The sequence below is a fragment of the Elusimicrobiota bacterium genome (assembly GCA_016706425.1).
Lineage (GTDB): Bacteria > Elusimicrobiota > Elusimicrobia > FEN-1173 > FEN-1173 > JADJJR01.
Genome location: JADJJR010000001.1, coordinates 2411897 through 2436051, shown reverse-complemented (window position 1 = coordinate 2436051; position 24155 = coordinate 2411897). Strand labels below are relative to the sequence as shown.

19 protein-coding genes are annotated in these 24155 nt (G+C 61.2%); 13 read left to right on the top strand and 6 right to left on the bottom strand.

Going from position 1 to position 24155, the window contains the following annotated elements:
• The first annotated feature begins 20 nt into the window (after positions 1-20).
• The gene (locus tag IPI56_10070) at positions 21-797 is read left to right on the top strand and encodes a hypothetical protein (GenBank protein ID MBK7546071.1); all 777 of its coding nucleotides are present in this window, start codon (positions 21-23) and stop codon (positions 795-797) included.
• On the opposite strand, the gene IPI56_10065 is transcribed toward IPI56_10070, so the two are convergent.
• The 6 genes from IPI56_10065 to IPI56_10040 all read right to left on the bottom strand — a co-directional run bounded on the left by IPI56_10065 (position 787) and on the right by IPI56_10040 (position 11255).
• Entirely contained in the window at positions 787-3927 is a 3141-nt protein-coding gene (locus IPI56_10065; GenBank protein MBK7546070.1) for a type I restriction endonuclease subunit R, read from the bottom strand. The two genes, IPI56_10070 and IPI56_10065, sit on opposite strands and share 11 nt — an antisense overlap.
• Positions 3924-5681, bottom strand: coding sequence for a DUF87 domain-containing protein (locus IPI56_10060; GenBank protein MBK7546069.1), 1758 nt, complete (start codon positions 5679-5681; stop codon positions 3924-3926). Before IPI56_10060 ends, IPI56_10065 begins: the two co-directional genes overlap by 4 nt.
• Positions 5678-6826: an SIR2 family protein gene (locus tag IPI56_10055; protein ID MBK7546068.1), complete on the bottom strand. Its 1149-nt coding sequence runs from the start codon at positions 6824-6826 to the stop codon at positions 5678-5680. The genes IPI56_10060 and IPI56_10055 overlap by 4 nt, the downstream gene beginning before the upstream one ends.
• Positions 6826-8085 (bottom strand): restriction endonuclease subunit S, encoded by a 1260-nt coding sequence (locus IPI56_10050; protein ID MBK7546067.1) that lies wholly within the window; start codon positions 8083-8085, stop codon positions 6826-6828. The genes IPI56_10055 and IPI56_10050 overlap by 1 nt, the downstream gene beginning before the upstream one ends.
• Complete coding sequence (locus IPI56_10045; GenBank protein MBK7546066.1) at positions 8082-9536, bottom strand: ATP-binding protein; 1455 nt, start codon at positions 9534-9536, stop codon at positions 8082-8084. The genes IPI56_10050 and IPI56_10045 overlap by 4 nt, the downstream gene beginning before the upstream one ends.
• Positions 9537-9668: 132 nt before the next feature.
• The gene (locus IPI56_10040) at positions 9669-11255 is read right to left on the bottom strand and encodes an SAM-dependent DNA methyltransferase (protein ID MBK7546065.1); all 1587 of its coding nucleotides are present in this window, start codon (positions 11253-11255) and stop codon (positions 9669-9671) included.
• Between the two features lie 232 nt (positions 11256-11487).
• Between IPI56_10040 and IPI56_10035 the strand changes: the two genes are divergently transcribed.
• The 12 genes from IPI56_10035 to IPI56_09980 are packed head-to-tail and all read left to right on the top strand — an operon-like array spanning position 11488 to position 24154.
• Positions 11488-12936, top strand: coding sequence for a hypothetical protein (locus IPI56_10035; protein ID MBK7546064.1), 1449 nt, complete (start codon positions 11488-11490; stop codon positions 12934-12936).
• A 41-nt stretch (positions 12937-12977) separates the two neighbouring features.
• Positions 12978-13442, top strand: a complete 465-nt coding sequence (locus tag IPI56_10030; protein MBK7546063.1) for a hypothetical protein — start codon at positions 12978-12980, stop codon at positions 13440-13442.
• Complete coding sequence (locus tag IPI56_10025; protein ID MBK7546062.1) at positions 13439-14350, top strand: hypothetical protein; 912 nt, start codon at positions 13439-13441, stop codon at positions 14348-14350. Before IPI56_10030 ends, IPI56_10025 begins: the two co-directional genes overlap by 4 nt.
• On the top strand, positions 14347-14697 hold the full coding sequence (locus IPI56_10020) for a hypothetical protein (GenBank protein MBK7546061.1): 351 nt from the start codon (positions 14347-14349) through the stop codon (positions 14695-14697). Before IPI56_10025 ends, IPI56_10020 begins: the two co-directional genes overlap by 4 nt.
• Positions 14694-15989 (top strand): nucleotide sugar dehydrogenase, encoded by a 1296-nt coding sequence (locus IPI56_10015; GenBank protein ID MBK7546060.1) that lies wholly within the window; start codon positions 14694-14696, stop codon positions 15987-15989. Before IPI56_10020 ends, IPI56_10015 begins: the two co-directional genes overlap by 4 nt.
• Positions 15986-17584, top strand: coding sequence for a Gfo/Idh/MocA family oxidoreductase (locus IPI56_10010; GenBank protein ID MBK7546059.1), 1599 nt, complete (start codon positions 15986-15988; stop codon positions 17582-17584). Before IPI56_10015 ends, IPI56_10010 begins: the two co-directional genes overlap by 4 nt.
• Positions 17568-18767: an L-2-hydroxyglutarate oxidase gene (gene lhgO / locus IPI56_10005; protein MBK7546058.1), complete on the top strand. Its 1200-nt coding sequence runs from the start codon at positions 17568-17570 to the stop codon at positions 18765-18767. Before IPI56_10010 ends, lhgO begins: the two co-directional genes overlap by 17 nt.
• Positions 18768-18806: 39 nt before the next feature.
• A complete protein-coding gene (locus IPI56_10000; GenBank protein MBK7546057.1) occupies positions 18807-19814 on the top strand; it encodes an NAD-dependent epimerase/dehydratase family protein in 1008 nt (335 codons plus the stop codon).
• 17 nt (positions 19815-19831) lie between these two features.
• Entirely contained in the window at positions 19832-21703 is a 1872-nt protein-coding gene (asnB, locus tag IPI56_09995) for an asparagine synthase (glutamine-hydrolyzing) (GenBank protein ID MBK7546056.1), read from the top strand.
• The gene (locus IPI56_09990) at positions 21700-22593 is read left to right on the top strand and encodes an NAD-dependent epimerase/dehydratase family protein (protein MBK7546055.1); all 894 of its coding nucleotides are present in this window, start codon (positions 21700-21702) and stop codon (positions 22591-22593) included. The genes asnB and IPI56_09990 overlap by 4 nt, the downstream gene beginning before the upstream one ends.
• Positions 22590-23402 carry a methyltransferase domain-containing protein gene (locus IPI56_09985; protein MBK7546054.1) on the top strand — a complete coding sequence of 271 codons (813 nt, stop codon included), beginning with the start codon at positions 22590-22592 and terminating at the stop codon, positions 23400-23402. The genes IPI56_09990 and IPI56_09985 overlap by 4 nt, the downstream gene beginning before the upstream one ends.
• Positions 23399-24154 carry a hypothetical protein gene (locus tag IPI56_09980; protein ID MBK7546053.1) on the top strand — a complete coding sequence of 252 codons (756 nt, stop codon included), beginning with the start codon at positions 23399-23401 and terminating at the stop codon, positions 24152-24154. Before IPI56_09985 ends, IPI56_09980 begins: the two co-directional genes overlap by 4 nt.
• Position 24155: the final 1 nt, after the last annotated feature.

Below are 24155 nucleotides of genomic sequence, written 5' to 3'. Positions count from 1 at the left end.
CAATAATCCGCTGAATAACTATGGCCATTCAAGATATCGTGAGTTTGTTAACTGTTTTTTTGAATCTTTTCTTTCTTGGGTTGCTTGTGCATTCGGTTTTTCTCTTTTACCGGTATTGCATGTTCAATAGGAACTTCTCGGTTTATTCCCGTGGTGTTCCCATTCCAGTTTTGGAAAATTGGGAAAAAGCGAAATTGAACCAAATGCGATGGCTTATCTGGACACCCTGGGCATGGATCGTTGTCTTGTTAAACGCAAAAGAAATTCCCCAAATGGCCATTGGTGTATTATTCCTAATCCCGATAATTATCGGTTTCAAATACGGGAGTCAAGCAAAGCTTCTTAAAAAAACACCTGAAGATCAATTGGTTCCCGCGGTTGTAAATCCTGAAATCGAAAAAAAACTATCACGGATATTCGAGTTGGACAAGCCATTGTCGAACATGTTTCGCTTTAACTTAACAGGACAAGAGATTCTAACGTCCACAAGAAAAACTCTTGTTTCTACCGGTTTATTAATGTTTTTTATAACACTTTTTGAAAAAGACCCCTTGGCTTTTAAAGTTTTTTGGGTTCATGGGACAATATTGATCGTGACGGGGTTTGTTCCTTGGCTGCGCTTGCGTGGGCTTATTATGTTTTTATCGGGGTCGTATTATTTGGCTGGGATGTTGCTCGCTCGGCAAATGCACATTGTTATTTTTGCGTATATCATCGTTTACTTTTATTGGGTCATGCAAATATTTCTTTTTCAAAAAAAAGCGCTAAACAAACACCTGGAAACCATCAATAATTAGTGGCCCACCCCTCGGTTAATACTTCCGCCTGTTCAAGCACGGTCTGGGTGGCTTTTTCTTGTTTGTCGGGGGGGTAGCCGTATTTTCGGAGGATGCGCTTTACGAGGACTCGCAATTGAGCCCTTACATCTTCGCGGATGGTCCAGTCCGTTTTTACGTTGCCTCGAACGGCGGTCACAAGTTCTTGGGCGATGGTCCTTAGGGCTTCATCGCCCAGGACTTTTACGGCGCTGTCGTTGGTTTCTAAGGCGTCGTAGAAGGCCACCTCGTCGTCGGTTAAGCCCAGGGACTTGCCGCGCGATTGGGCTTCGTTGATTTCCTTGGCCAAGCCGATCAGCTCTTCGATCACCTGCACCGTTTCTATGGCTCGGTTTTGGTATTTGCGGATGGATTGCTCAAGCAGTTCCGCAAAGGACCGGGCTTGAACAACGTTCTTTTTTCGGCGGGATAGAATCTCGCCCATCAAAAGTTTTCTTAATAATTCCACGGCCAGATTTTTCTGGGGCATGTCCCGCACTTCCGCTAAAAATTGATCGGACAAAATCGAAATATCGGGCCTGGCCAAACCGGCGGCTTTAAAAATATCCACCACCCCATCCGAAATCACCGCCCGGGACACAATCTGCCGCACAGCGAAATTAAGTTCTTCCTCCGTCTTGGCCGCATCCGACACCTTTTTCGCCAATACCGCGCGGACGGCTTGGAAAAACGCCACATCGTCCCTAATCTTTAAAGCCTCCTCGTGGGGAACCGCTAAGGCAAAAGCAAGGGTCAAATCTCTCACGGCCGATAGGCAACGCTCTTTCCCCTCCCGCTGGGCAAGAATATGTTCTTGGGCCGCGGGCAATTGGCCCAAACGCTGGGCGGGCGTTCCGGTTTTCCAGAGTGTCCAATTAAACCCGTGAAACATCCCGCAACAGACTTCAAATTTCTCCTGCATGATGGCCACGGCTTCATTTTGGTCTATGGCGGTTTGTCCTGTGCCTCCACTTTCCGTATAGGTGGCCAGGGCTTGTTTCAACTCGTGTCCCAAACCCAGGTAATCCACCACAAGCCCGCCGGGCTTGTCTTGAAACACCCGATTCACCCGCGCGATGGCTTGCATCAGGCCGTGCCCTCGCATGGGTTTGTCGATGTACATGGTGTGAAGGGAAGGGGCGTCAAACCCCGTCAACCACATGTCACGGACGATCGCAATTTGGAGCGGGTCCTTGGGGTTTCGGAATCGTTTCGCCAGCTCTTCCCGTCGTGGCTTGTTTCGGACGTGGGGTTGCCAATCCAGAGGGTCCGTGGCGGAACCGGTCATGACGATTTTTAGGATGCCCTTTTCGTCGGCATCGTTGACCCAGCCCGGGCGCCATTTGGCGATTTCTTTGTAAAGATCCAGGCATATTCGCCGACTCATGCAGACGACCATGGCTTTCCCTTCCATGGCCTCTAATCGCCCTTCGAAATGGTCAACGATGTCCTTGGCGATCAATTTCAATCGCTTTTCGGCCCCAACAACAGCCTCCAACTGGGCCCATTTCGATCGCAGTTTATCCCGGCGTTCGGTCTCTTCCCCTTCCGTGACTTCCGCAAAGTCCGGGTCAATCTGGGGCCGTTCTTTTTCGTTCAATTCAAGTTTTGCCAGGCGGCTTTCGTAATAGATGGGGACGGTCGCCTTGTCTTCAACGGCCCTTTGGATGTCATAAACGCTGATGTAGTCTCCGAACACGGAGCGGGTGTTGGCGTCCGCCTTTTCGATAGGCGTGCCGGTAAACCCAATAAAAGAGGCATTTGGAAGCGCGTCCCGCATGTGCCGAGCAAAACCGTCTATAAAATCGTATTGGCTCCGGTGAGCTTCATCGGCAATGACCAAGATATTGCGCCGTTCCGAAAGCACCGGATACCGTCCGCCTTTCTCTTCCGGAAGAAACTTTTGAATGGTGGTGAACACCACCCCGCCGGCGTCCACCGATAGTTTTTTCTTCAGGTCATCACGGTCGAGAGCCTGCACGGGGGGTTGGCGGAGCAAGTCCCGACAGCGGGAAAATGTCCCGAACAGTTGGTCGTCCAGGTCGTTGCGGTCAGTCAAAACAACAATGGTGGGGTTCGCCATACCAGGTTCACGGATCACCCTCCCCGCATAAAAAGCCATGGTCAAGCTTTTGCCGGACCCCTGTGTGTGCCAAACCACCCCGACGCGCCGGTCCCCTTTGGCCCCGCCTGGCTGCCGGATAGCCGAATACCCTCCATCTCGCGCCTCAGCCGTGCCGCCCTGGGCGGAGGCCCGCAAGGTTTCCTCCACAGCCACGTTGACGGCATGAAATTGATGATACCCCGCCATTTTTTTTGCCGGCGCCCCGGCTCCTGAGTCCTCAAAAACAATGAAGTCTCGAACAAGGGACAGGAAACGTTTCTTGTCAAAAATCCCTTCGGTCAAAACTTGAAGTTCCGGCGTTGCCTTGTCCGCCAGTTTCTCACCCGTGATGGTCCGCCAGGGCTTGAACCACTCTCGCCCGGCGCCCACCACCCCCAACCGCGCCTCCACCCCATCGGACACGACCAATGCGGCGTTGTAGGTGAAAAGCGATGGGATTTCATTTTGGTAGGTTTGCAACTGCTGATAAGCGGTCCAAATGGTTGCGTTCTCATCTGCTGGGTTCTTAAGCTCAATGACCGCCAAGGGCAGGCCATTGACGAACAAGACGACATCCGGCCGGCGGTTGCACTTGTTCTCTATAATGGTGAACTGGTTAACGGCCAACCAATCGTTGTTGTTCGGGTTATCAAATTCAATCACTTTGACCTGCGCCCCACCCACCGACCCGTCCTTCCGCTTGAATTCGACGTTCACCCCATCACCCAACATTCGGTGCATGGCCCGATTTCGAAAAACCAAGTCAGGCCCCTCCGGGCGGGTCAGCTTGCGAAAAGCATCGTCCAGGGCCTCCTTTGGTAGCTTAGGGTTGAGCCGCGCCAGCGCATCGCGCAACCGTTGCACTATGACGACCTGGCTATAATCGCCGCGCTCAGCGGCGGCCTCTCCTGGTGCAATTTTTGCACCATTCAGGACCTCTAAACCAGTGCTTTCCAACCAGCCTAGAGCGGCTTGCTCAACGACGGATTCGGTGAAGTTACCTGTCATCGTTTTTGATACCGCCAACGACTCGCAACGACACCCAATTGAGAAGCGGTCATGCCGACGTTCTGCCAACCCTTTTCAAAGTCGATATCGTTTGATTTAGGCATCTGATTTTCAGCCAAATCTCTGATCATGATTCGGGATGGCAGTATAGCCGCCTGTCCGACAAAAACTGCTTCCTGTCGCCGAAGCCCGGAAAGCATTTTTGTCAAACCAGACATCGAATCCGGCAGGATCCCTTTGACATGTTCTCTATCAGCCTCATTCGTGATCCGAAGAACAATCCAAGAGTTGCATTGCGACAACACAGTCGACTCAACCTCACTCGGACGTTGCGACACCAACATCAACCCAATGCCGTACTTACGCCCCTCTTTCGCAATTCGTCTGATTGCACCCTGAGCTGCCCCATATTGCGCCTCACCACTGTTTGGCACGTAGCGATGAGCTTCCTCGCAAACCAATAGGACCGGGCTCATGGCACGCTCTTCAGGGGTCTGCCAAACTTTTAGAGAGAATAGGGTTCGGGCTATTGCAGCGCTCGCAGTCCCCGCAACCTCGTTCGGTACGCCGGACAAATCAACGATCCGCACTGGAACGCCGTCCCCAAGAAACTGGGCTAACACATCGGTCATCGGGTCGCCGGTTCCATTCCAAGGCTTCATCAAGAAAGCAAGTCGCTCGTCCTTCATGAGAGAGTCAAGCTTTCTCAAGACTTTGTTGTAGTCCTCATGGTCTTTCTTGTTATTGTTGGTTGGCCTCTGAGCATTAATTGCTCCTACAAAACCAATTTCGTACTTCACGCCATTCTTGGCACCGAATTCATCCATACCCGTTGGGTCACCAAGAACATATGGAATTGGAGCGTCCACAGTGAGTTTCGTTGGATCGAGGGTTAGAATTTCTGTCGCAGACTTCATCCGCGCCGTGAGCAGAGCATTCTTGACTATGTTGGATTGAGAAGTGGCGGCGAATTCGGTTTTCCCGATCAAAAGGCCGATTGTCTCGTCTAAATCTAATAGCCAATAGGGAAGTGAAAGAGTGCCCTCGTCTGTTGAGAGTCTCTTGTGGTCCTTAAACGCTTTTCCGTATTCATTATGAGGATCAAGTATGACAATCTGCGGCTTCCAGGTCTGGAGCCCTGCGTTCGTTCCTCGTTCAAGAACGCTGTGAATGATGGCTGAAACCGCACATGATTTGCCAGCCCCGGTCGATCCGAGCACAGCTGTGTGCTTGCCCAGTAATTCATTCATGTCCGCAAAACAAGGAGCGCCCCCAGACCCAACATGTTCTCCAAGGGAAATGACGGAACCTTTTCCATTTCCATAAATAAAGCGCAGTTCTGACTTTGGTGTGAGGTAAACCGTTTGCTGAGGCAAGGGATACGTTGCGACACCGCGTTCAAAAGCCAAGTTGGCAGTACCTGCCGCATCGCGGCTCCACTCGCCTTCACCGAACAAGTCCGCTTCGATAATTCTTTCGTCACTAGGGGCATGAGACGAGATGCCGCGTTCAGACTCATACTCAGCCTTCATTCTAAGTCTACCAACAAGCGCATAGATCAGTCGGCGCCCGAAATGAATACGAACAATCGAACCGAACTGCCCGATTGGATAAGTTTCCCCCGCATAGACGCGCGAAAGCTCAGTCAGCCCCGGATCCAACTCAGCAATAATGTGTGCCCCATCTACCTCAATGATTTTGCCAATGGCTAAGTTATCTATCGGATCTGCAGAATTACGATTCTCGACGCTCATCGCTCTCCCTCAAGCAGTCGAGTGACATTTTCAAACTTCCACCAAAGGAGGTCCCTGGTCGCGGGTGTTGATTGGGTGCCGTGAAAGAACCCTCGATTAGCGAACACAAGAACCTGCTCAGTAACATTAGCGTCTCTGTGCCAGAAAGCCAATTGACCCGACGGCTCATTATCAGATGTGAATACGATCAAAGTAAGGTCACCTTCCGATTCCCGAAGTGCGCGATCAAGCTCAATATTTATATGAGTGTCACTAAATCGATATCCGCATACCATCAGAACACATTGCGAGCCTTGGCTTGGCCGGAGTACGCGTCGCGTTCGCGCCATCATTTGTGCGAAGGGGTCGATTTGAGTTTCACGATATTTGGTTGAAGCTGGCCAAATGAGAATTCGCCGCCCCTCTTCCTTTGCATTCTGAAGGCTACCACCAATTCGCCGAGGCAACGGATCATTCGGCAACTCAGACCAGTTAATTGACCCGTGGAGTTTAAACACCCGAGCAGCGACTTCACTACGATCGAACGTTTCAGGTCTCCACCAGCCAGTCACACCACCTTCTAATCCATCCGCGAATGGCACGCGTTCCATAGCAAGGCCATCCTCAATCAGGGTATCGTAATTCAAAACAAAATAATTGACTATCTGGCCAGAAGTCGGTTTCCCTGGCCTCAAGGGTCGATGCAAGGCACGGATAAACCTCTGGTGGATATCAATGTTCAATTTTTTATCGAAAATCTCGGCAATTCCTCTTTTAATTTGATCAACAGCCGCTCGAAGTTGCGCTTCACTGCATGATATTTTCCCAAGGGGTGTCTCCCTCTGTTTGGCACCTCGAGATGATCTGCGCTCAGTGATCGCTAAAAGGTCTACCAGTTCACTGAGATAGTCTTCTATATTGGAGTTTGTTGAACCCTCAAAGAGCCCACAAATCGTTTCAAGAATTCCCTTGGTTGTTTTATCTAGCGCTGAACTTTTGAGCGCTGCGCTAGTGAGTTCTGACGTTACCGGTAGGCCTGCACAAGTACTACATCCAGCCCCGATCAAGAAGGCTCTGCCGCTCTGAGCTAACAGTTCTTCAAGTTTAGCGACCGCATCAGCGAATGGTTTCTCGCGGAGGGCGGAAAGGTCATCAGAGGTTGTCATTAAGCCATCTCCTTTATTTTCACCCGTAGGTCTCCTGAAATGAGATTAGGCAACAATGTGTCTCTCATTTTTGCGAGAGTGTTAGATTCACGAGCGCACGCAACGAGACGCATGTAGAGTGGCCGCAAAATCTGGTCAAACGCTTGCATCACCTCGGTAGTAGGCTTGATAACCGGGATTGGCCGAAAGTTTGCCTTACTAATCTCAAGAAAAGTTGAGCCGTTCGCGCGACTCATGATCTCTTCATGTGCAATGCTGGCCCAGAAAAGTAAAAAGAGATTTGATGTCCCACCCTTAGTCTTCATCGCAATGAAACCCTGATTAATGGCAACTGGTATTTCTGCGATAGCTAGGTATCCAATAGGTGCTCTCGATGAAAGCAAGACAGTCCCTTGGGGTAGCAGTCCGGAGCCGATTTGCCTCAACCCCGCATCGGTAATCCGCCGTTCGGTGTCGAGCAGAATAGGAACAGATAGTGCGGATAGGTCCTTAGGGGTTACCCATGCATGGATCCCCCCTTCCCAATAGGTCTGCTCGTTGGTACTCGGCGTTGTTCCACCGGCCACATCCGCCAAATCTTCAATGGGCTTGAGCTCCCAGCCATTTGGAATTTCGCCGAGTTCAGAGTCTTGGAAAGAATCGGGAAAGAGGGCGGCGAGTTCTTTGGGGAGGCCGGGGTCGCGGCCGGCGGCTTTGGCGCGGACGGGGTCGAAGTCCATGAACCACGACTTAAACAACGCCCGCGCCATCCCCTCCAACGTCTCACTCATCCGCCGGTTCAACTCAATTTTGTCGTCCAGCGTCCCGAGGATGTGGGCAATGGCGCGTTGTTCAGGAAGGGATGGATGACCAACATTCAAGCGGCCGAGGTCTCCTTGAGTGATGAGGGGGTTTGCCGCACCTCGGTTCATGTCGGCGGCTTGGGCAATCACCCGCTGCAACGCGTAGCGAAGGAAGCGTGGATGGGTCTCGGCACTGTTTGGACGGATAACCAGCGCATTGTCAGAGGGCCAGCTTGGGACCGATGGCGCGAAGAGTTTTCCGAGCGTACCTACACGGCCTGTTATTAGGATTCCGCCGTCAAAAAGGGCTGAGTTGGTGAATCCAGAGGGTCCACCACCTCCTATCACTGGGATCTGACAGTCAGCTGTGGCTTCCTTGACCACGAGCGGCGGTCGCTTTCCGCTACTGATCACCGCAATATCCGCCAGTGGAGTTTCCCGCCACTCACCCCCGTGCCCAATTCTTCGCATTCTCATTTCTCCCACGCCTGCCTTTCGGCGCGGCCGAGGAGGTAGGCGAAGATGTGAGCAGGGATTTTTAGATATTTGGTTTTGTCTCCGGGGAACTCTTTGAGGCCGAAATCTTCTTCCCGTTTGGTAACCCAATAAGCCCTTTCCACGTCCTCGCGGCGACAGAAATCCACGATCCCTTCTTTTTCTCCTAAAGGGGCGGACTCTTCGTATTTCACTTCCACGGGAATGGTGTAGCGGGGGCTGGAGACGACGATATCCACTTCGCGCTTTTTGCCCGGGGCGGGGTCGTTCCAATAACTGAGGGTGGGGGTGTCTCGGTAGTAATAAGCGAAAAGGTGTCGAAGGATGGTCGTCTCGACGATTTTCCCCATTTCCGTAGGATCGGACAGAATTTCCTCGCCCCGAAGAAGGACGGCATTTCTCAGGGCGGCATCGACGAGATGGAACTTGTATCTCGCCTTAAGAATTTTCTTCCCGGTCAAGGCATAGGGCGGCAAGCGGTAGATCAAGTGGGCCCGCTCCAGCATCGCCAGGTGGTTGGAGACCGTTACGGCCGTGGTCCCCAGAGCGTCGGCGCAGGTTTTGACGGAAAACATGCCGCCGGTGTGTAGGCAGAGATAAATAAACAGCTTTTCCAAGTCCGCGACGTTCCGCAGGCCGAACAACATCGTCATGTCGCGCTTTAACACGCGCTCCACCACGTCCTCACGCAGGAGGCGTTGGCAAAGGTTCATGTCCGGCTGGGTGGCGGTTTCGGGAAAGCCGCCCACAAGGAGGTATCGGGCAAAAAGCGGCATGAGAGGACGGAGTTTTGCGGCCAAACCGGAAAGCTCGCCGGGGGACATTTTAAAGAGATCCAGCGGTTGTGTGTTGGAAGGGATATCGGGAACGGTCTCGTTTCGGATACGGATAAACTCGTAAAAGGACAAGGTCGGCACGGGGAGCGTGATCCAGCGGCCCACGCCGCTTTCATTGATACCGTCTTTAATCACTGCCGTGGCGGAACCCGTGGAAACTATGCGGTATTCGGGGTGGTGGTCCACCAACTGCTTGATTTCCAACTCCCAGTCCTGGGAGTATTGCACTTCATCCAACAGGAGCACGGCGGGTTTCCCGTTGGGGTGGATGTTTTCGTGGTAAAGGCGAAGAATTTTGGGCAGAGTCACCAACTTCAACAACGGGTGGTCGAGGCTGATATAGATAACGCTTTTGGGCGGTTGGCCCTGCGCAATGAGGTGGTCCACGATCTGCTGAAGGACCGTCGTTTTTCCCACGCGGCGTGGGCCGGAAAGCAATATGGCGCGGCGAAGGGTTGGATTTTTGAAAAGGTGGAGACAAGCGTGAAAGGCCAGGCGGTTGAACTTGGGGGCCCCAGTTGTACCGCCTTCCCACCACGGGTTATAGCCTTGGATGACTTTGAGGACTTCGGATTTATCTAAAAAGTCTGTTGTCATGTCGTTAATATAACACAAATATCGATAAAAGTCTATATCATGCTTTGCATTTTGTTAATAATAAGTGTTCAATATATCGAATTGTATCGTTTTTGGCGATTTCTATACACATTGGTAAAACGTGTATAAATTTCACTTCCAGAAGCCCAAACCCTTCAAATTAGTGGCGATAGCGGCATCCAAATCCTTGGCTTGTTTGACCTGATATTGGAAGTCGGCCACCAGGCGGCGCATCTTTTCGTCAAAAGGTTCGGTGTCTTCTTCCTGGGCTTCGGCGCCGACGTAACGTCCGGGGGTGAGGACGTGGCCGTGTTTTTGGATTTCCTCCAGTTTGGCGGATTTGCAGAGCCCGGGAATATCCTTGTATTTCCCGGCTTCTTTTTCGCCGCGCCAGGCGTGATAGGTGGTGGTGATGCGGGCGATGTCGTCGTCGGTTAATTCCTTGTGGGTGCGGTCCGCCATGCGGCCGAGTTTGCGGGCGTCGATGAAGAGCACTTGGCCGCGGCGGTCGCGGAACTTGCCGTCCTTTCGGTCGCGGGCCAGGAACCACAGACAAGCGGGAATCTGCGTCGAATAGAAAAGTTGACCCGGCAGGGCGACCATGCAGTCCACCAGGTCGGACTCGATTAACTGCTTGCGGATTTCGCCCTCGCCGGACTGGTTTGAAGACATCGAGCCATTGGCCAGAACGAACCCAGCGACACCCGCGGGGGCCAGGTGATGGACGATGTGCTGGACCCAGGCGAAGTTGGCGTTGCCCGCCGGTGGCGCGCCGTACTTCCAGCGTTTGTCTTCCCGCAGGCGTTCGCCGCCCCAGTCAGAAATGTTGAACGGGGGGTTGGCGAGGATGAAATCGGCCTTGAGGTCGGGGTGGCGGTCGTTGTGGAAGGTGTCGCCCTGCGCAATCTGGCCGGAGTCAATGCCGCGGATGGCGAGATTCATTCGGGCCAGGCGCCAAGTGGTGTAGTTTGACTCTTGGCCGTAAATCGATATGTCCGCCTTGGCTTTGCCCCCGTTGCCATTTCCCTTAGAGTGCGCCCGAATGAACTCTACGGACTGAACGAACATCCCGGAGGAGCCACAGCAGGGGTCGTAAACCCGGCCTTTATAAGGCTCGAGCATTTCAACCAAAAGTTTGACCACGCAACGCGGAGTGTAGAACTCGCCGCCTTTTTTGCCCTCGGCGCTGGCGAATTGAGACAGAAAATATTCGTAAACGCGGCCCAAAACGTCCTTGGCACGGCTGGCTTCGTCGCCCACTTTGATGTTGCTGATCATGTCGATGAGCTGGCCCAAACGCTGTTTGTCCAGCGCGGGGCGGGCATAGTCCTTGGGAAGCACACCTTTAAGCGCCGGGTTGTCACGCTCGATGCCGGCCATGGCGTCGTCCACCAGTTGGCCGATGGTGCTCTGGCGGGCCTGGGCTTTTAGGTGGGCCCAGCGGGCTTCGGGCGGCACCCAGAAGATGCCTTGGGCGCGGTACTCGTCGGGGTCTTCGGGGTCGGCGCCCTGGGCCTTCTCCGCCAAAAGCGCCGCGTGTTTCCCCTCGAAAGCATCGGAAATGTATTTAAGGAAGATTAACCCCAACGTGACGTGCTTATATTCCCCGGGGTCCATACTGCCCCGCAGGGCATCCGCCGCCGCCCAAAGCTTTGACTCAAAACCCACGTTGGCGGAAGAGCTTGCTTCGGGTTTTCCTTTCTTCGAAATACGGGCCATTCAATGGGTTCCTTTTTTTGATGATTTCATTAAGAACAAAAGTTGCAGTGACCGAAAGATTATAAAACTTCCACCAGCCGAATCGCCTAAAAGTCCTTCGCCAGGTTGGCTTTGGTGTTGTCCACGTGGGCAAGCCACACCCGCATTGTCCAATCACTTTAGACTAATTGTTAGGGGTGGACATCGGTCCTGATGGTGCGGGAGGTCACGACCTTGGTAATATTGGAATGCCATGCCAGGGCCCAGTCCGTTCCTCCCCCGCCTCCTTCGCATCGTAGCCGTCGCGCTCGTCGCGGCGGCGGGGGCAGTCCACGCTGATACGCTGATTCCTCCCGGCAAATACGAAGAAACCGCTCTTGCCGCTGTTCGGTCCGCCAAAAGATCCGTCCACCTGTTTCTTTATCTTTTCAACTTGCCCGCTGGGCGGGCGTCGGGGCCGGGGCGGCTGGCGGAGGCGTTGATCGACGCTCGGCGGCGGGGCGTGGAGGTGGACGTGCTGTTGGACGCGGGGGATTCGCCCTTCGACCCCCTGGACCGGAACCGCGCGGCGGTGGAGGCCCTGGCCCGGGGTGGTGTCGCCGTGGCCTATGTGGACGGGAAAATACTGCACGCGAAAGCGGTGGTGGTGGACCGGAAGACGGTGATCCTGGGGTCGAGCAACTGGACCTCGGCGGCTTTTGAGTCGAACGTGGAGGCGGACGTGGTGATGACATCCACGGCCGCGGCCGAAGGGCTTTTGGCCCGCATGGCGGCGGTGCCGCGGCGCGCGCCACCGGGGACCACCGCCGAGCGGCGGGTGGCGGTGCCGGCGGACTTTCTGTCGCCGTCGGCGGTGGGGGCGATGGTGCGGCGGAAGGACGAGGGCGGGTTGGATTTGTATTTGCATTTCTTGCGGGTGGGACTCTCGACCCAGGCTTTCACCGAGGTGGACGTGCCCCGGGCGGTGACGGCCTTGGGATACAAGGACCAGGGCCCCGTGGCCAACCGGAGGCGACTGCACAAAATTTTCCGGCGGTTGGACCAATATGGACTGGTGGAAGCGAAAGAAACCTACGGCCGGGACCCGGCGGTGCGGGCGAGGCCCGCGAGGTCGACGGCCACGGTGGCGTTGTCGGACCATTATTTCGTTTGGGGGTGGGACCGGCGGCTGCCCTTGGCGGGGAAAGTGTTTGCCTTGCTGAGCCAGCACTATGCCGAGCGGTCGCCGGCGGGGCCGCGGTGGTCCCAATCCCAGGCGACGTTGGCGGAGCGGCACGGCCTGACGGAATGGTTTTTGAGCCGGGGGGTGGTGACCCTGCGGCGGGAGAACCTGGTGGACGTCGACTATGACGACCAGCCCACGGCGACGGACCGGCAACGGCGGCCCAGCGTTTACACCCCCGGGGCGTTCTATGACCCGGCGGCGATGGACCGGGTGATGGGGGAATTGGAAACACGGCACGGGGCGGACGCCCTGCGCCGGGCGCGGGCCTTGGCGCGGATGCTCTATGAGGACAACGACCCGCGCGTGGTGGAAAAGCTGATCGCGCTGGAAAACCGCCACGGCCGGGCGGTGATGGCCGAAGCGGCGCGGCTGTTGGGCCAAAAAAAACCCGACAACCCGAAGCGGCAATACGCCTATTTTGCGGGGGTGGCGCGGGGGCTGGCGGGCGGGGCCGGGGCCGACGGAAACGCCCCTTGACGCGGGGGCGTATATCATGTACGTTTAGAATGAACTAAACGTTGAAAACAACCATGGCCAACGCCCCGCTCGACACCGAATTTGCCCGACTCGCCGGCGACCTCGCCGAGGAGTTCAATTTCAACCGCTCGGTGGGGCAGATCTACGGGCTCCTCTACATGCAGGACGAACCCCTCTCGTTGGAAGACATCGGACGGCGCCTCTCCATGAGCAAGGGCAACGCGAGCATCAACATCCGCCAACTGGAAGCCTGGGGGGCGGTGCGGTCGTCGTCGGTGGTGGGCAGCCGCAAAGACTATTACGAAGCCAACCGCGACATCAAGGCCATCGCGATCCGCCGCCTGCGCGAGGGGCTCACCAAGCGGCTGGACCACGCCGAGCGGCGCGTGAACGACCTGGGCGGCGCGATCGCCGGGGCCGCCCAAAAGAAAAAAATCCAAGAACTTCAAACGTTGTTGACCCGGGGGCGGCGCGCCCTGAAGCTGGTGGGCGCGGTGCTGGGATGAACCGCCACGCCGCCGCCGTGGTTTTGGGCGCTTTGGCCCTGGCCGGGTGTGCGTCCCTGGAGCCGGCGGCGTTTCGAGGTTTTCAATCGACGGTGGCCGCGGGGCACCAGGCCATGGAGCGGGAACTGGCCCGCGACGTGGAATGGACCCGGGAAGCGGACGCCCAGGTGTTGGCGACCGACAAAGACGCGGCCTTGAGCGCGCTCACCTTGAAAGGGCCGGGCGACAACGGCTGGGCGCCGGACAACCCGCCCGCCCATTGGACCGCCCGGCGCACCCTGGACACCTTGCGGGCGATGAACGGGGCCTTCGGCGCCTACGCGGCGCTCTTGACCGATTTGGCCGACGGGCGGGACGTGGAAGAAGACGCCGTCGACGCCGTGGGGGAGGACCTGAACGACGCGGCGCGTGACGCGCGGCGGGCCCTGGGCGAACTGCGCCCGGCGGACCGGGCGACGGCGGCGGGCGGCGCGGCCTTCGCGGCGGAAAGCCTGCGCCGGTGCCTGCGGGCCCGGCGGGCGGGCAAACTAGCCGACGCCCTGCGGGAGAACCAGCCTTTGGCCGCGGCCCACGGGGCCCTGGGCCGCGCCCTGGTGGACATCGTGCGGGCGGACCTCAAAGCGGCCTACGCCGACCAGGCGGCGGCCATCCACGAAAAATGGAACGACAAGCGTTCCCCCGGGCGGATCACGCTGGGGCGGTCGCTCTTTAATTTGAACGACGAGTTCTCCGCGGCCATGGCGTCCTTGGACGATTTGGCGATCTTTTACGACCACTTGCCCGCGGCCCACGCGGACTTGCGGGCGCGGCTCCTGAAAGAGCGGACCGCGGGCCCGGCGGCGCGGGCCTGGGGGCGGTCCGCCGGGGCGGCGGCCCGTCGGGCGCGCACCCTGGAGGCGTCGCGATGAGCCCGCGCTCGGAAGCGGCGGCGCTCTTGGACGCCCTGGCCGAAAGCCAAATGGCGCTCACGGCCCTGGCCCAAGCCGCCCGCGAAAAGAAAGAGACGAAAGCCGCCCAAGCCCTCGCCGTCCAGGCGCGGGAACGGCGCGCGGAGATCGCCGCGGTGCGGCGGCGCGTCCACGGCGAATGGGCCGCCGGCGCCAAGACGGCCACGGCCCGCGTGAAGAAAGCCAACGACCAACTGAACAAGATTTTGAAAGAGGCGGACCGCGCGACCACCGTCGCCCGCCGTTTTGCCCGCGCGCTGGCGGTGGCCGCCGGGGTGGGAACTCTGATCCGAAAGGTGCTGCCATGACGTCATCCAAAAAAACCGAAACCCCTTCCACCATCGCCGTGATCGGGCTGGGCTACGTGGGCCTGCCGCTCGCGGCGGCCTTCGCCGAGGCCGGCCACGCGGTCGTCGGCATCGACGTGGACCCGCGCCGCGCCGCCGACGTGGCGCGCGGGGTGTCGCACACGAACGATTTGCCCACGGAACGGCTGAAACCGCTCGTGAAAGCCGGGCGGCTGACGGCGACCACGGATTTCGGCCGGGTGCGCGGGCGGGACGCCGTCATCATTTGCGTGCCGACGCCGCTGCGGAAAACCAAGGACCCGGACCTGAGCTACATCGTGGGCGCGGCCGAGAAAATCGCCCCGCACGTGCGGCGCGGGCAGTTGATCGTGTTGGAGAGCACGACCTATCCGGGAACGACGCGGGAACTCTTGATGCCGATTTTGGAACGGGGCGGGCTCAAGGCCGGGCGGGATTTCCATTTGGCGTTCTCGCCGGAGCGGGTGGACCCGGGCAACCCGAAGTACGGCATCCGCAACACGCCGAAAGTAGTGGGCGGGCTGACCCCGGCCTGCGTGCGGGCCGCCGCCGACCTCTACAGCCGGGTGTGCGAGAAGGTGGTGTCGGTGTCGACGCCGGAAGCGGCGGAGATGGTGAAACTCCTCGAGAACACCTTCCGCGCGGTGAACATCGGCCTCGTGAACGAAGTGGCGCTCATGTGCGACCGGCTCAAGATCAACACCTGGGAAGTGATCGACGCCGCGGCCAGCAAGCCCTTCGGTTTCATGCCTTTCTACCCGGGGCCCGGCATCGGGGGGCACTGCATCCCCCTGGACCCGCATTATCTTTCGTGGAAGCTCAAGACGCTCAACTTCAACGCGCGGTTCATCGAGCTGGCGGGCGACATCAACGGGCGGATGCCCGAACACACGGTGGAGAAGATCGCCGCCGCCTTGAACGACCGGGAACGGTCGCTGAAAGGCGCGCGGGTGTTGGTGTTGGGCGCGGCCTACAAAAAAGACATCGGCGACGTGCGCGAGTCGCCGGCCTTGGACGTGATCCATTTGCTCCGCGCCAAGGGCGCGCGGGTGACCTATCACGACCCCTACGTGCCGTCGCTGCGGGTGGAGGGCGCGACGCTGCGCTCGACGCCGCTCACGGCGGCGACGCTCAAGGCCCAGGACCTCGTGGCGATCATCACGAACCACAGCGTGTTCGACATCGACTTCGTGGTAAAGAACGCGCGGCTGGTCTTTGACGCGCGGAACGCGACCCGCGGGGTGAAAAGCGCGGGCAAGGTGGTCACGCTGTGAACGGCGCCACCGAAAACCGGACGCCGTCGGTGGCGGTGATCGGGTGCGGCTATTGGGGGCAGAACCTGGTGCGCAACTTCCACGCGCTGGGCGCCCTGCGCGCCGTGGCCGAGGCCGACGCGGACCGGCGGGCGCAATTCGCACCGCAGTACTCCGGGGTGGCCTTCGTGGCCGACGTCGGGGACGCTCTGGCCGACCCGGCGGTGACCGCCGTGGCCGTGGCCACGCCCGCCGAGACCCACGCGGCGGTGGTGCGCCGGGCGCTGGAGGCGGGCAAGGACGTCTTTGTGGAAAAGCCCCTCGCCCTGACGGAAGAGGACGGGCGGGCCCTCGTGGCCCTGGCGCGGGAAAAAAAGCGGGTGCTGATGGTGGGCCACTTGTTGTGGTACCACCCCGCCGTGGCGCGCCTCAAAGAGTTGGTGGCCCAGGGCGAGTTGGGGAAAATCCAATACATCTATTCGCACCGGTTGAACCTGGGGAAGATCCGTCGGGAAGAGAACATCCTCTGGTCCTTCGCGCCGCACGACGTGTCCGTGATCCTGGGCTTGTTGGGCGAGATGCCCACGGAGGTTCGCTCCCAGGGCGGGTCTTATTTGCAGGAAAAGATCGCGGACGTGACGGTGAGCCTGTTGTCGTTCCCCAGCGGGGTGAAGGCCCATATCTTCGTGTCGTGGCTGCACCCGTTCAAGGAGCAGAAGCTGGTGGTGGTGGGGAGCCGCAAGATGGCCGTGTTCGACGATTTGGAGAAAACCGACAAGCTGCGGCTGTACCCGCACCGGATCGACTGGAAAGACGGCGCGCCGGTGGTGAACAAGGCCGAGGCCGAGCCGGTGGCGCTGCCCGCCGAGGAGCCCCTGCGGGCGGAGTGCGCGCACTTTTTGGAACGGCTGGCCGACCGGCGCGCCCCGCGCACGGACGGCGAGGAAGGCCTGCGGGTGCTGTCGGTGTTGCGGCGTTGCCAGGACTCCTTGAGCGCGGACCGCCAGCGGCGGGGCGGCCCGGTTCGGGAAGGGGTCCACGAGTCGGCGTTTATCGACGAGGACGTGGTCATCGGCCCGGGCACCCAGATCTGGCACGTGAGCCACGTGCTCAAGGGCTCGCGGATCGGGGCGAAATGCAAGATCGGCCAGAACGTCGTGATCGGGCCGCGGGTGACCGTGGGCGACGGCGTCAAAATTCAAAACAACGTGTCGGTCTACGAGGGCGTGACGCTGGAGGACAACGTCTTTTGCGGGCCGTCGATGGTGTTCACGAACGTGTTCAACCCCCGAAGCGAAATCAACCGGATGGGGGAAATCCGTCCGACGGTGGTGAAGCGGGGCGCCACGCTGGGCGCCAACTGCACCATCGTCTGCGGGGTGACGATCGGGGAGTACGCCTTTGTGGGCGCGGGCGCGGTGGTGACCAAGGACGTGCCGCCCTTCGCCCTGGTGGTGGGCAACCCGGCGCGCCCGACCGGATGGATGTGCCGTTGCGGGACGAAGCGGGGCCCCAAACAAAACGCTCCCTGCCCCGCCTGCGGCGCGGCCTGGGACGCCCCCGTCTCGACGGGCACGCGCAAGGCCGGGACGACGCGGCGTGGCCGAAACCGCTGACTTTGTGGTGGTGGGCGCGGGCGCGGTGGGGCTCGCGGTGGCCCGGGCCCTGCGGGGGGCGCACCCGGCGGCGAAGATCGTCGTTTTGGAAAAAGAGGACGCGCCCGGCCGACACGCCAGCGGGCGCAACAGCGGGGTGCTGCATTCGGGCGTCTATTACCCGCCGCAGACGCTGAAAGCCCGTTTTTGCGCCGAGGGCGCGCGGCGATGGCGCGTCTTCGCCGAGGAGAAAAAAATCCCCTGCCGGCAGGGGGGAAAAGTGATTTTGGCGGGGACCGCCGACGGGCGGGGCCTGGCGGCGCTGGAAGCCAACGCCCGCGCCGGGGGCGTGCGGGTGGAGGCGCTATCGGCCGAAGACGTCCGGCGGGTGGAGCCCCACGCGGCGCCGCGGCCCGGGCTGTGGTGCCGCGACACGGCCGTGATCGACGCGGCGGCGGCCACGCGGGCCCTGGCGGAGGACCTGGCGCGCTCGGGCGTGGCGATCCGCACGGGACAGCGGGCGCTCGACCGGCAGCCCGCCGACAACCTGTTGCGGACCGAGGCGGGAGAGACGTTTTCTTACGGGCGGCTGTACAACTGCGCGGGGGCCCACGCGGACCGACTGGCGCGGGCCTACGGCGTGGGGGAGGAGTACGCGTTGATCCCCTTCAAGGGGCTGTACATGAAACTGCGGCCGGAGCGGGCGTCGCTGGTGCGCGAAAGCCTGTACCCCGTGCCGGACCCGGCCTTTCCGTTTTTGGGCGTGCACCTGACGCGGAGCGTGGCCGGCGACGTGTACGTGGGGCCCACGGCGATCCCGGCCTTCGGCGCGGAGAACTACCGCGGGGCCCGGGGCGTGACGCCGGGAGAATTCTTCGTCACGGCGGGTCGGTTGTTGCGCCTGATGGCGGCGCGGGACGGGCAATTTCGCCGGTTGGCGGCGCGGGAGATGGCGCTGTACCTCAAGCCGATGTTCGTGGCCGCCGCGCGCCGGCTCGTGCCGGACCTGCGCGCCGGGGATTTGGAGCCGACGCCCAAGGCGGGCATCCGCCCGCAGCTCGTGCGCCGGACGGACCACCGCTTGGAAATGGATTTCGTGGTGCGGCACACGCCGGCCACCACCCACGTGCTCAACGCCATTTCGCCGGCGTTCACGAGCGCGTTTCCCTTCGGGGAGTTCGTGGTGTCGGGAGCGGCGGCGTAGGGTCGGACGATTTCGGAAACCGGACAAAGGAGCGCGCGCATGGATTTGAAAGGCAAAACGGTGTTGGTGATCGGCGGGGCGGGGCTCATCGGCTCGCACACGGTGGACGAGCTGGTGAAGGAAGACCTGGCGGAGATCCGCGTGTTCGACAACTTCGCGCGCGGGCGCGAGGAGAACCTGGCGGGCGCGCTGCGCGACCCGCGGGTGAAAATATTCCCCCTGGGCGGCGACCTGCTGCACCGCGACATCTTGAGCGCGGCCATGAAGGGGGTCGACGGCGTTTTCCACTTCGCGGCGCTGTGGCTGCTCCACTGTTACGACTTTCCGCGCTCGGCCTTCGAGGTCAACATCGGCGGCACCTTCAACGTGCTGGAGGCGATCGTCCAAAACGGCGTCAAGCGGCTGGTCTACTCGTCGTCGGCCTCGGTCTACGGCGACGCGCTGGAAGAGCCCATGACCGAGGACCACCCCTACAACAACAACAACTTTTACGGCGCGACCAAGATCGCCGGCGAGCACATGTGCCGCGCCCTCCACCACCGCTACAAGGACACGCCCCAGCGGTTCGACTACGTGGGGCTGCGCTACATGAACGTCTACGGCGCGCGGCAGGATTACCGGGGCGCCTACATCGCCGTCATCATGAAGATGCTCGACAACATCGACAAGGGCCTGCCCTTGAGCGTCTACGGGGACGGGTCCCAGGCCTACGACTTCATCTACGTCCAGGACTGCGCCCGCGCGAATGTGTGCGCGATGAAAGCGGAGGCCACCGACGCGTTCTTCAACGTGGGGCGCGGCGTCAAAACCACGATCAAGGAAATCGCCGAACTGCTCTTGGAGATCACCGGGTCGAAAGTGGGAATCCGCTACGAACCGGCGGGGCCGACCTTCGTGAAGAACCGGGTGGGCAGCCCCACCCGCGCGGCCGAGCGGATCGGGTTTCGGGCGGGGGTGGATTTGCGGGAGGGGATGCGCCGGCTGATCGAATGGCGCGACGCCCACAAAGAGGAAGTGGACGCCCGGCGGAAGGCCGCGGCGCGATGACGGAGGGCCTCTAACCCGTGTGCGGCGTGGCGGGGCTCTTGCGGTTCGACGGGCCGCCGGTGACCGAGGCGGAAACGCGCCCCTTGGCCCGGGCGCTGGCCCACCGCGGCCCCGACGGCGAGGGCGTCTTTGCCCGGGGGCCGGTGGGGTTGGCCCACCGGCGCTTGGCGATCCTGGATTTGACCCCCAAAGCCGACCAGCCCATGGCGTCGAAGGACGGCCGGCACGCGCTGGTGTACAACGGCGAGATCTACAACTTCCGCGAACTGCGCGACGAGCTGGCCGCGCGGGGGGACACCTTCGCTTCCACGGGGGACACGGAGGTGGTCCTGGCGGCGCTGCGCGCCTGGGGCCCCGCGGCGGTGGAGAAGTTCAACGGCATTTTCGCCCTGGCGCTCTGGGACGACCGCGAGCGCACGCTCTTCTTGGCGCGGGACCGGCACGGCGTGAAGCCGATGTATTACACGGCGACGCCGGGGCATTTTCTCTTCGCGTCCGAGCTCAAAGCGTTTTATCAACACCCGTCCTTCGCGCCGCGGCTGGACCCGGCGGCGTTGATCGAATATTTCACCTTCCAGAACCTGTTCACCGACAAGACCCTGCTGGCCGGCGTGCGCGTGTTGCCCGCGGGGTGCACGCTGACCGTGTCGATGGACCGGCGGGACCCGGCCCCCGCGCGCTATTGGGATTACCGGTTCGGGGCGGCGACTGTCCCCGAGCGGGAGCAGACCCCGGCGCGGCTCAAGGAACTCTTTGAACAGGCCGTCCGGCGGCAGATGGTCAGCGACGTGGAGGTGGGCTGTTACCTGAGCGGGGGGCTGGATTCCGGATCGATCACCGCGGCGGCCGCGCGGGAGCGGCCGGGGCTCAAATCCTTCACCATCGGGTTCGACCTGCGGTCGGCCTCGGGCATCGAGCTGGGCTTCGACGAGCGGGAGACGGCCGAGCGGATGTCGTACCTGTTCAAGACGGAACAGTACGAGGTCGTGCTCAAGTCGGGCGACATGGAGCGCGCCATGCGCCCCGTGGTGTGGCACCTGGAGACCCCGCGCGTGGGGCAGAGCTACCCCAACTATTACGCGGCGAAGCTGGCGGGACGCTTTGTGAAAGTGGTTTTGTCGGGGACCGGCGGCGACGAACTGTTCGGGGGCTACCCCTGGCGCTATTACCGGCCCGCCGGGCCCGTGGACTTCGAGCCGTACATCGACGGGTATTACAAATATTGGCAGCGCACCGTGCCCAACAGCGTGCTCAAAAACCTCTTTCGGCCCCTGGCGGGGGAGTTCGAGCGGGTGTGGACGCGCGACATCTTTCGGGGCGTGTTCCCCCGCGAGGCGCCGCGCCTGCGGACGGACGAGGATTTCGTCAACGCGGCGCTGTACCTGGAGGCGAAAACTTTCTTGCACGGGCTGTTGGCGGTGGAGGACACCCTGTCGATGGCGCACGGGCTCGAAACCCGGGTGCCGTTCCTGGACAACGACCTGGTGGACTTCGCCATGGGGGTGTCCGCGCGGCTCAAGGTGGGCGCGCCGCCGGCGGTCCGGCTCGACGAAAACGAGCCGGGGATCAAGACCGAAAAATATTTCTCCATCGCGCGGGACGGCAAGCGCCTGCTGCGCGAGATGATGGAGTCCATCGTGCCGGCGGAAATCTCCGGGGCGCGCAAACAGGGGTTCTCCGGGCCGGACGCCTCGTGGTTCCGCGGCGAAAGCCTGGAATTCGTCCGGCGGGAATTGATGCGCCCCGACGCGCGGCTCTACGAATACCTGGACCGGGAAACGACGACCGCGCTCCTGAACGAGCACTTGGAAGGGAAGGCCAATCACCGGCTGTTCATTTGGTCGCTGTTGTCTTTCCAAACGTGGCTGGACCTGTACCTGCCCCGATGAAGACGATCCTCGTCACCGGCGCGAACGGGTTTTTGGGGCAGGCGCTCCTGCGGCGGCTGTCGGCGGACCGGGGCGCGCGCGTGGTCACCGTCGGGCGGCGGCCGGCCGGGCCGGCGACGGCGCGGCGGACGCACCGGACGGCGGACCTGGCGAAACCGGGTTGGACCCGCGCCCTGCCCGACCGGGTGGACGCCGTGGCCCACTTGGCTCAGTCGCGCCACCACCGGGACTTTCCCGCGAAAGCGCGGGACCTGTTCGACGTGAACGTGCGGGCGGGGTTCGACCTTTTGGAGTGGTGCCGAACGCGGCCGGGGGTGCGCCTGGTGATCGCCTCGACGGGAAGTTTTTACGCGCCCCGGTCGGGCGCGATCCGGGAATCGGACCGGACGGAGCCGCCGACTTTTTACGCCGCGACCAAACTGGCCTTGGACGCCTTGGCGCGGGCCCACGCGGGGTGCGTGGACGTGGCGCTGGTGCGGCTGTTTTCCCTCTACGGGCCGGGGCAAGAGGACCGGCTGATCCCCAACCTGATCGAGCGCATTCGCCGCGGGCAAGCGGTGACGCTCAACGGGCCGCGGGGCATCCCCCTGGCGCCGCTCCACGTGGACGACGCGGCCGCGGCCGTGGCGACGCTTTTGCGGCCGCGTCCGGGCCCGGGCTGCGACGTGGTCAACCTGGGCGGCGCCGAAACCGTTTCGTTGAAGGACCTCGCCGCGGGCCTGGCCCGCCGCGCGGGGACGCGGGCCGTCTTTCAAAAGGCCCCGCGGGCCCACGGCCTGGTGGCGTCCAACCGGGCGATCGAACGCTTGTTCGGCGTGCGGCCGCGGATCCCCCTCGAACGGGGGTTGGACCAACTCTTTCCACCCAAGGAGGCGCGCGCGCGCTCATGAACCCCGACATCCCCCTCGATTGGTTCGCCTGTCCCGTTTCTCGAAAACCCCTGACTTTTTCCGGCGACACGGCCGTCGGCGCCGAAACCTACCGGCGGAACGCCGCCCACGGCTATTGGGATTTCGTCCCCGCGGCGGCGCGGAACGTGCACGGCGACACCTACGCCATGTGGGAACAGCTTCAAGAAAACGGCGAAGTGTCCTACCGCGAGGACCCGGAACACAACCTGGGCGTGGGCGCCCGGGCGGACCATTTGGCCTTCGCCGATTTTTGCGGGTTTCACGGCAACGTCTTGGACGTGGGCGTCGGGCCGCAAAAAGAGCCCACGCACCTGCAACGCGCCCGGGACAAAAGCGCGTTCTTCGTCGGGATCGACCCGCTGGCGGGGGAGCAGCCCCGGAACTTCGCCTTCGTCCGCGGGCTGGCGGAGCATTTGCCGTTCCGCGACGGCGTGTTCGACCAGGTGTTGTTCGTCACGTCGTTGGACCACATGCTCGACCCCGTGGGGGCGCTGCGCGAAGCGCGCCGGGTGACGAAACCCGAAGGGCGCGTGTTCTTGTGGATGGGCGAGAAAAACCCCGGCGCGCCCAAGCCCGCCCGCAGCGCCGCCTGGTACGAGGCGCTCAAAACGCCGGCGGGGGCGGACGACGTTTTCCACCACAAGCGGATGACCCTCGACAGCGCCCGCGCGATGGTGGCCGAGGCCGGCCTGCGGCCGGAGGAGGAGTCGGTGCGCGTCATCGACCCGTGGCGGCGGAGCGCGTTCCTGCGGTTGGCGCCGGCGGCGGCGGGGGCGCGGCGGCCGTGAACGCGTCCCCCCGGGAACGCTACCATTACGATGATTTCACGCTGGACAGTTTCCGCGCGCTGTTGCGGCGGGCGAAGGAAACCCACCCGCCCGCGACCTACGCGGATTATTTGACGCGGCCGCGCTGCGCCGTGTGGCGGCACGACATCGACGTGTCGGTCCACCGGGCGCTGGCGATGGCGCGCGTCGAGTCCGAGGAGGGCGTGCGCGCCCACTATTTCGTGGCGCTGCGGCTGCCCTTCTACAACGTGCTGGAGCGGGACATCGCCCGGCGGATCGCCGCCATCGCCGAGGCCGGACACGCGGTGGGACTGCACTTCGACGCGTCGGACCCCGACGTGCCGGACGCGGCCGCGCTCGAGCGCCGTTTGGCCGAAGACGCGGCCCTGTTTCGGACCGCGTTCGGTTTCGCGCCCCGTTCGTTTTCCTTCCACATCCCGGCGCGGGCGGGGGACGTGTTCACCGCCGACGCCTACGCGGGGATGCTGAACGTCTATTCGCGGCGACTGAGGGAAGGGTTGACGTATTGTTCGGATTCCAACGGCTATTGGCGGCACCGGCGCCTGCACGACCTGTTCGCCCCCGGGGGGCCCGACCGGATCCACGCGCTGCTCCACCCGGAGTACTACCCGGCGACGGTCATGTCGCCCAAAGAGCGGATCTGGAGTTGTTTCGACGGGCGGGCGGCGCGCTCGAAGGAATTTTTTGAAGGCCTGTTGCGCGCCCACGGGCGCGAACTGATCGATGGGTGAA

Bases quoted from the DNA above. Each gene is read 5' to 3' on its own strand.
- IPI56_10040 (MBK7546065.1), bottom strand. From the start codon at position 11,255: ATGGCCCGTATTTCGAAGAAAGGAAAACCCGAAGCAAGCTCTTCCGCC.
- IPI56_10070 (MBK7546071.1), top strand. From the start codon at position 21: ATGGCCATTCAAGATATCGTGAGTTTGTTAACTGTTTTTTTGAATCTT.
- IPI56_10035 (MBK7546064.1), top strand. From the start codon at position 11,488: ATGCCAGGGCCCAGTCCGTTCCTCCCCCGCCTCCTTCGCATCGTAGCC.
- IPI56_10060 (MBK7546069.1), bottom strand. From the start codon at position 5,681: ATGAGCGTCGAGAATCGTAATTCTGCAGATCCGATAGATAACTTAGCC.
- IPI56_09985 (MBK7546054.1), top strand. From the start codon at position 22,590: ATGAACCCCGACATCCCCCTCGATTGGTTCGCCTGTCCCGTTTCTCGA.
- IPI56_10025 (MBK7546062.1), top strand. From the start codon at position 13,439: ATGAACCGCCACGCCGCCGCCGTGGTTTTGGGCGCTTTGGCCCTGGCC.
- IPI56_10050 (MBK7546067.1), bottom strand. From the start codon at position 8,085: ATGAGAATGCGAAGAATTGGGCACGGGGGTGAGTGGCGGGAAACTCCA.
- IPI56_10000 (MBK7546057.1), top strand. From the start codon at position 18,807: ATGGATTTGAAAGGCAAAACGGTGTTGGTGATCGGCGGGGCGGGGCTC.
- IPI56_10020 (MBK7546061.1), top strand. From the start codon at position 14,347: ATGAGCCCGCGCTCGGAAGCGGCGGCGCTCTTGGACGCCCTGGCCGAA.
- IPI56_10055 (MBK7546068.1), bottom strand. From the start codon at position 6,826: ATGACAACCTCTGATGACCTTTCCGCCCTCCGCGAGAAACCATTCGCT.
- IPI56_10045 (MBK7546066.1), bottom strand. From the start codon at position 9,536: ATGACAACAGACTTTTTAGATAAATCCGAAGTCCTCAAAGTCATCCAA.
- IPI56_10015 (MBK7546060.1), top strand. From the start codon at position 14,694: ATGACGTCATCCAAAAAAACCGAAACCCCTTCCACCATCGCCGTGATC.
- IPI56_10065 (MBK7546070.1), bottom strand. From the start codon at position 3,927: ATGACAGGTAACTTCACCGAATCCGTCGTTGAGCAAGCCGCTCTAGGC.
- IPI56_09990 (MBK7546055.1), top strand. From the start codon at position 21,700: ATGAAGACGATCCTCGTCACCGGCGCGAACGGGTTTTTGGGGCAGGCG.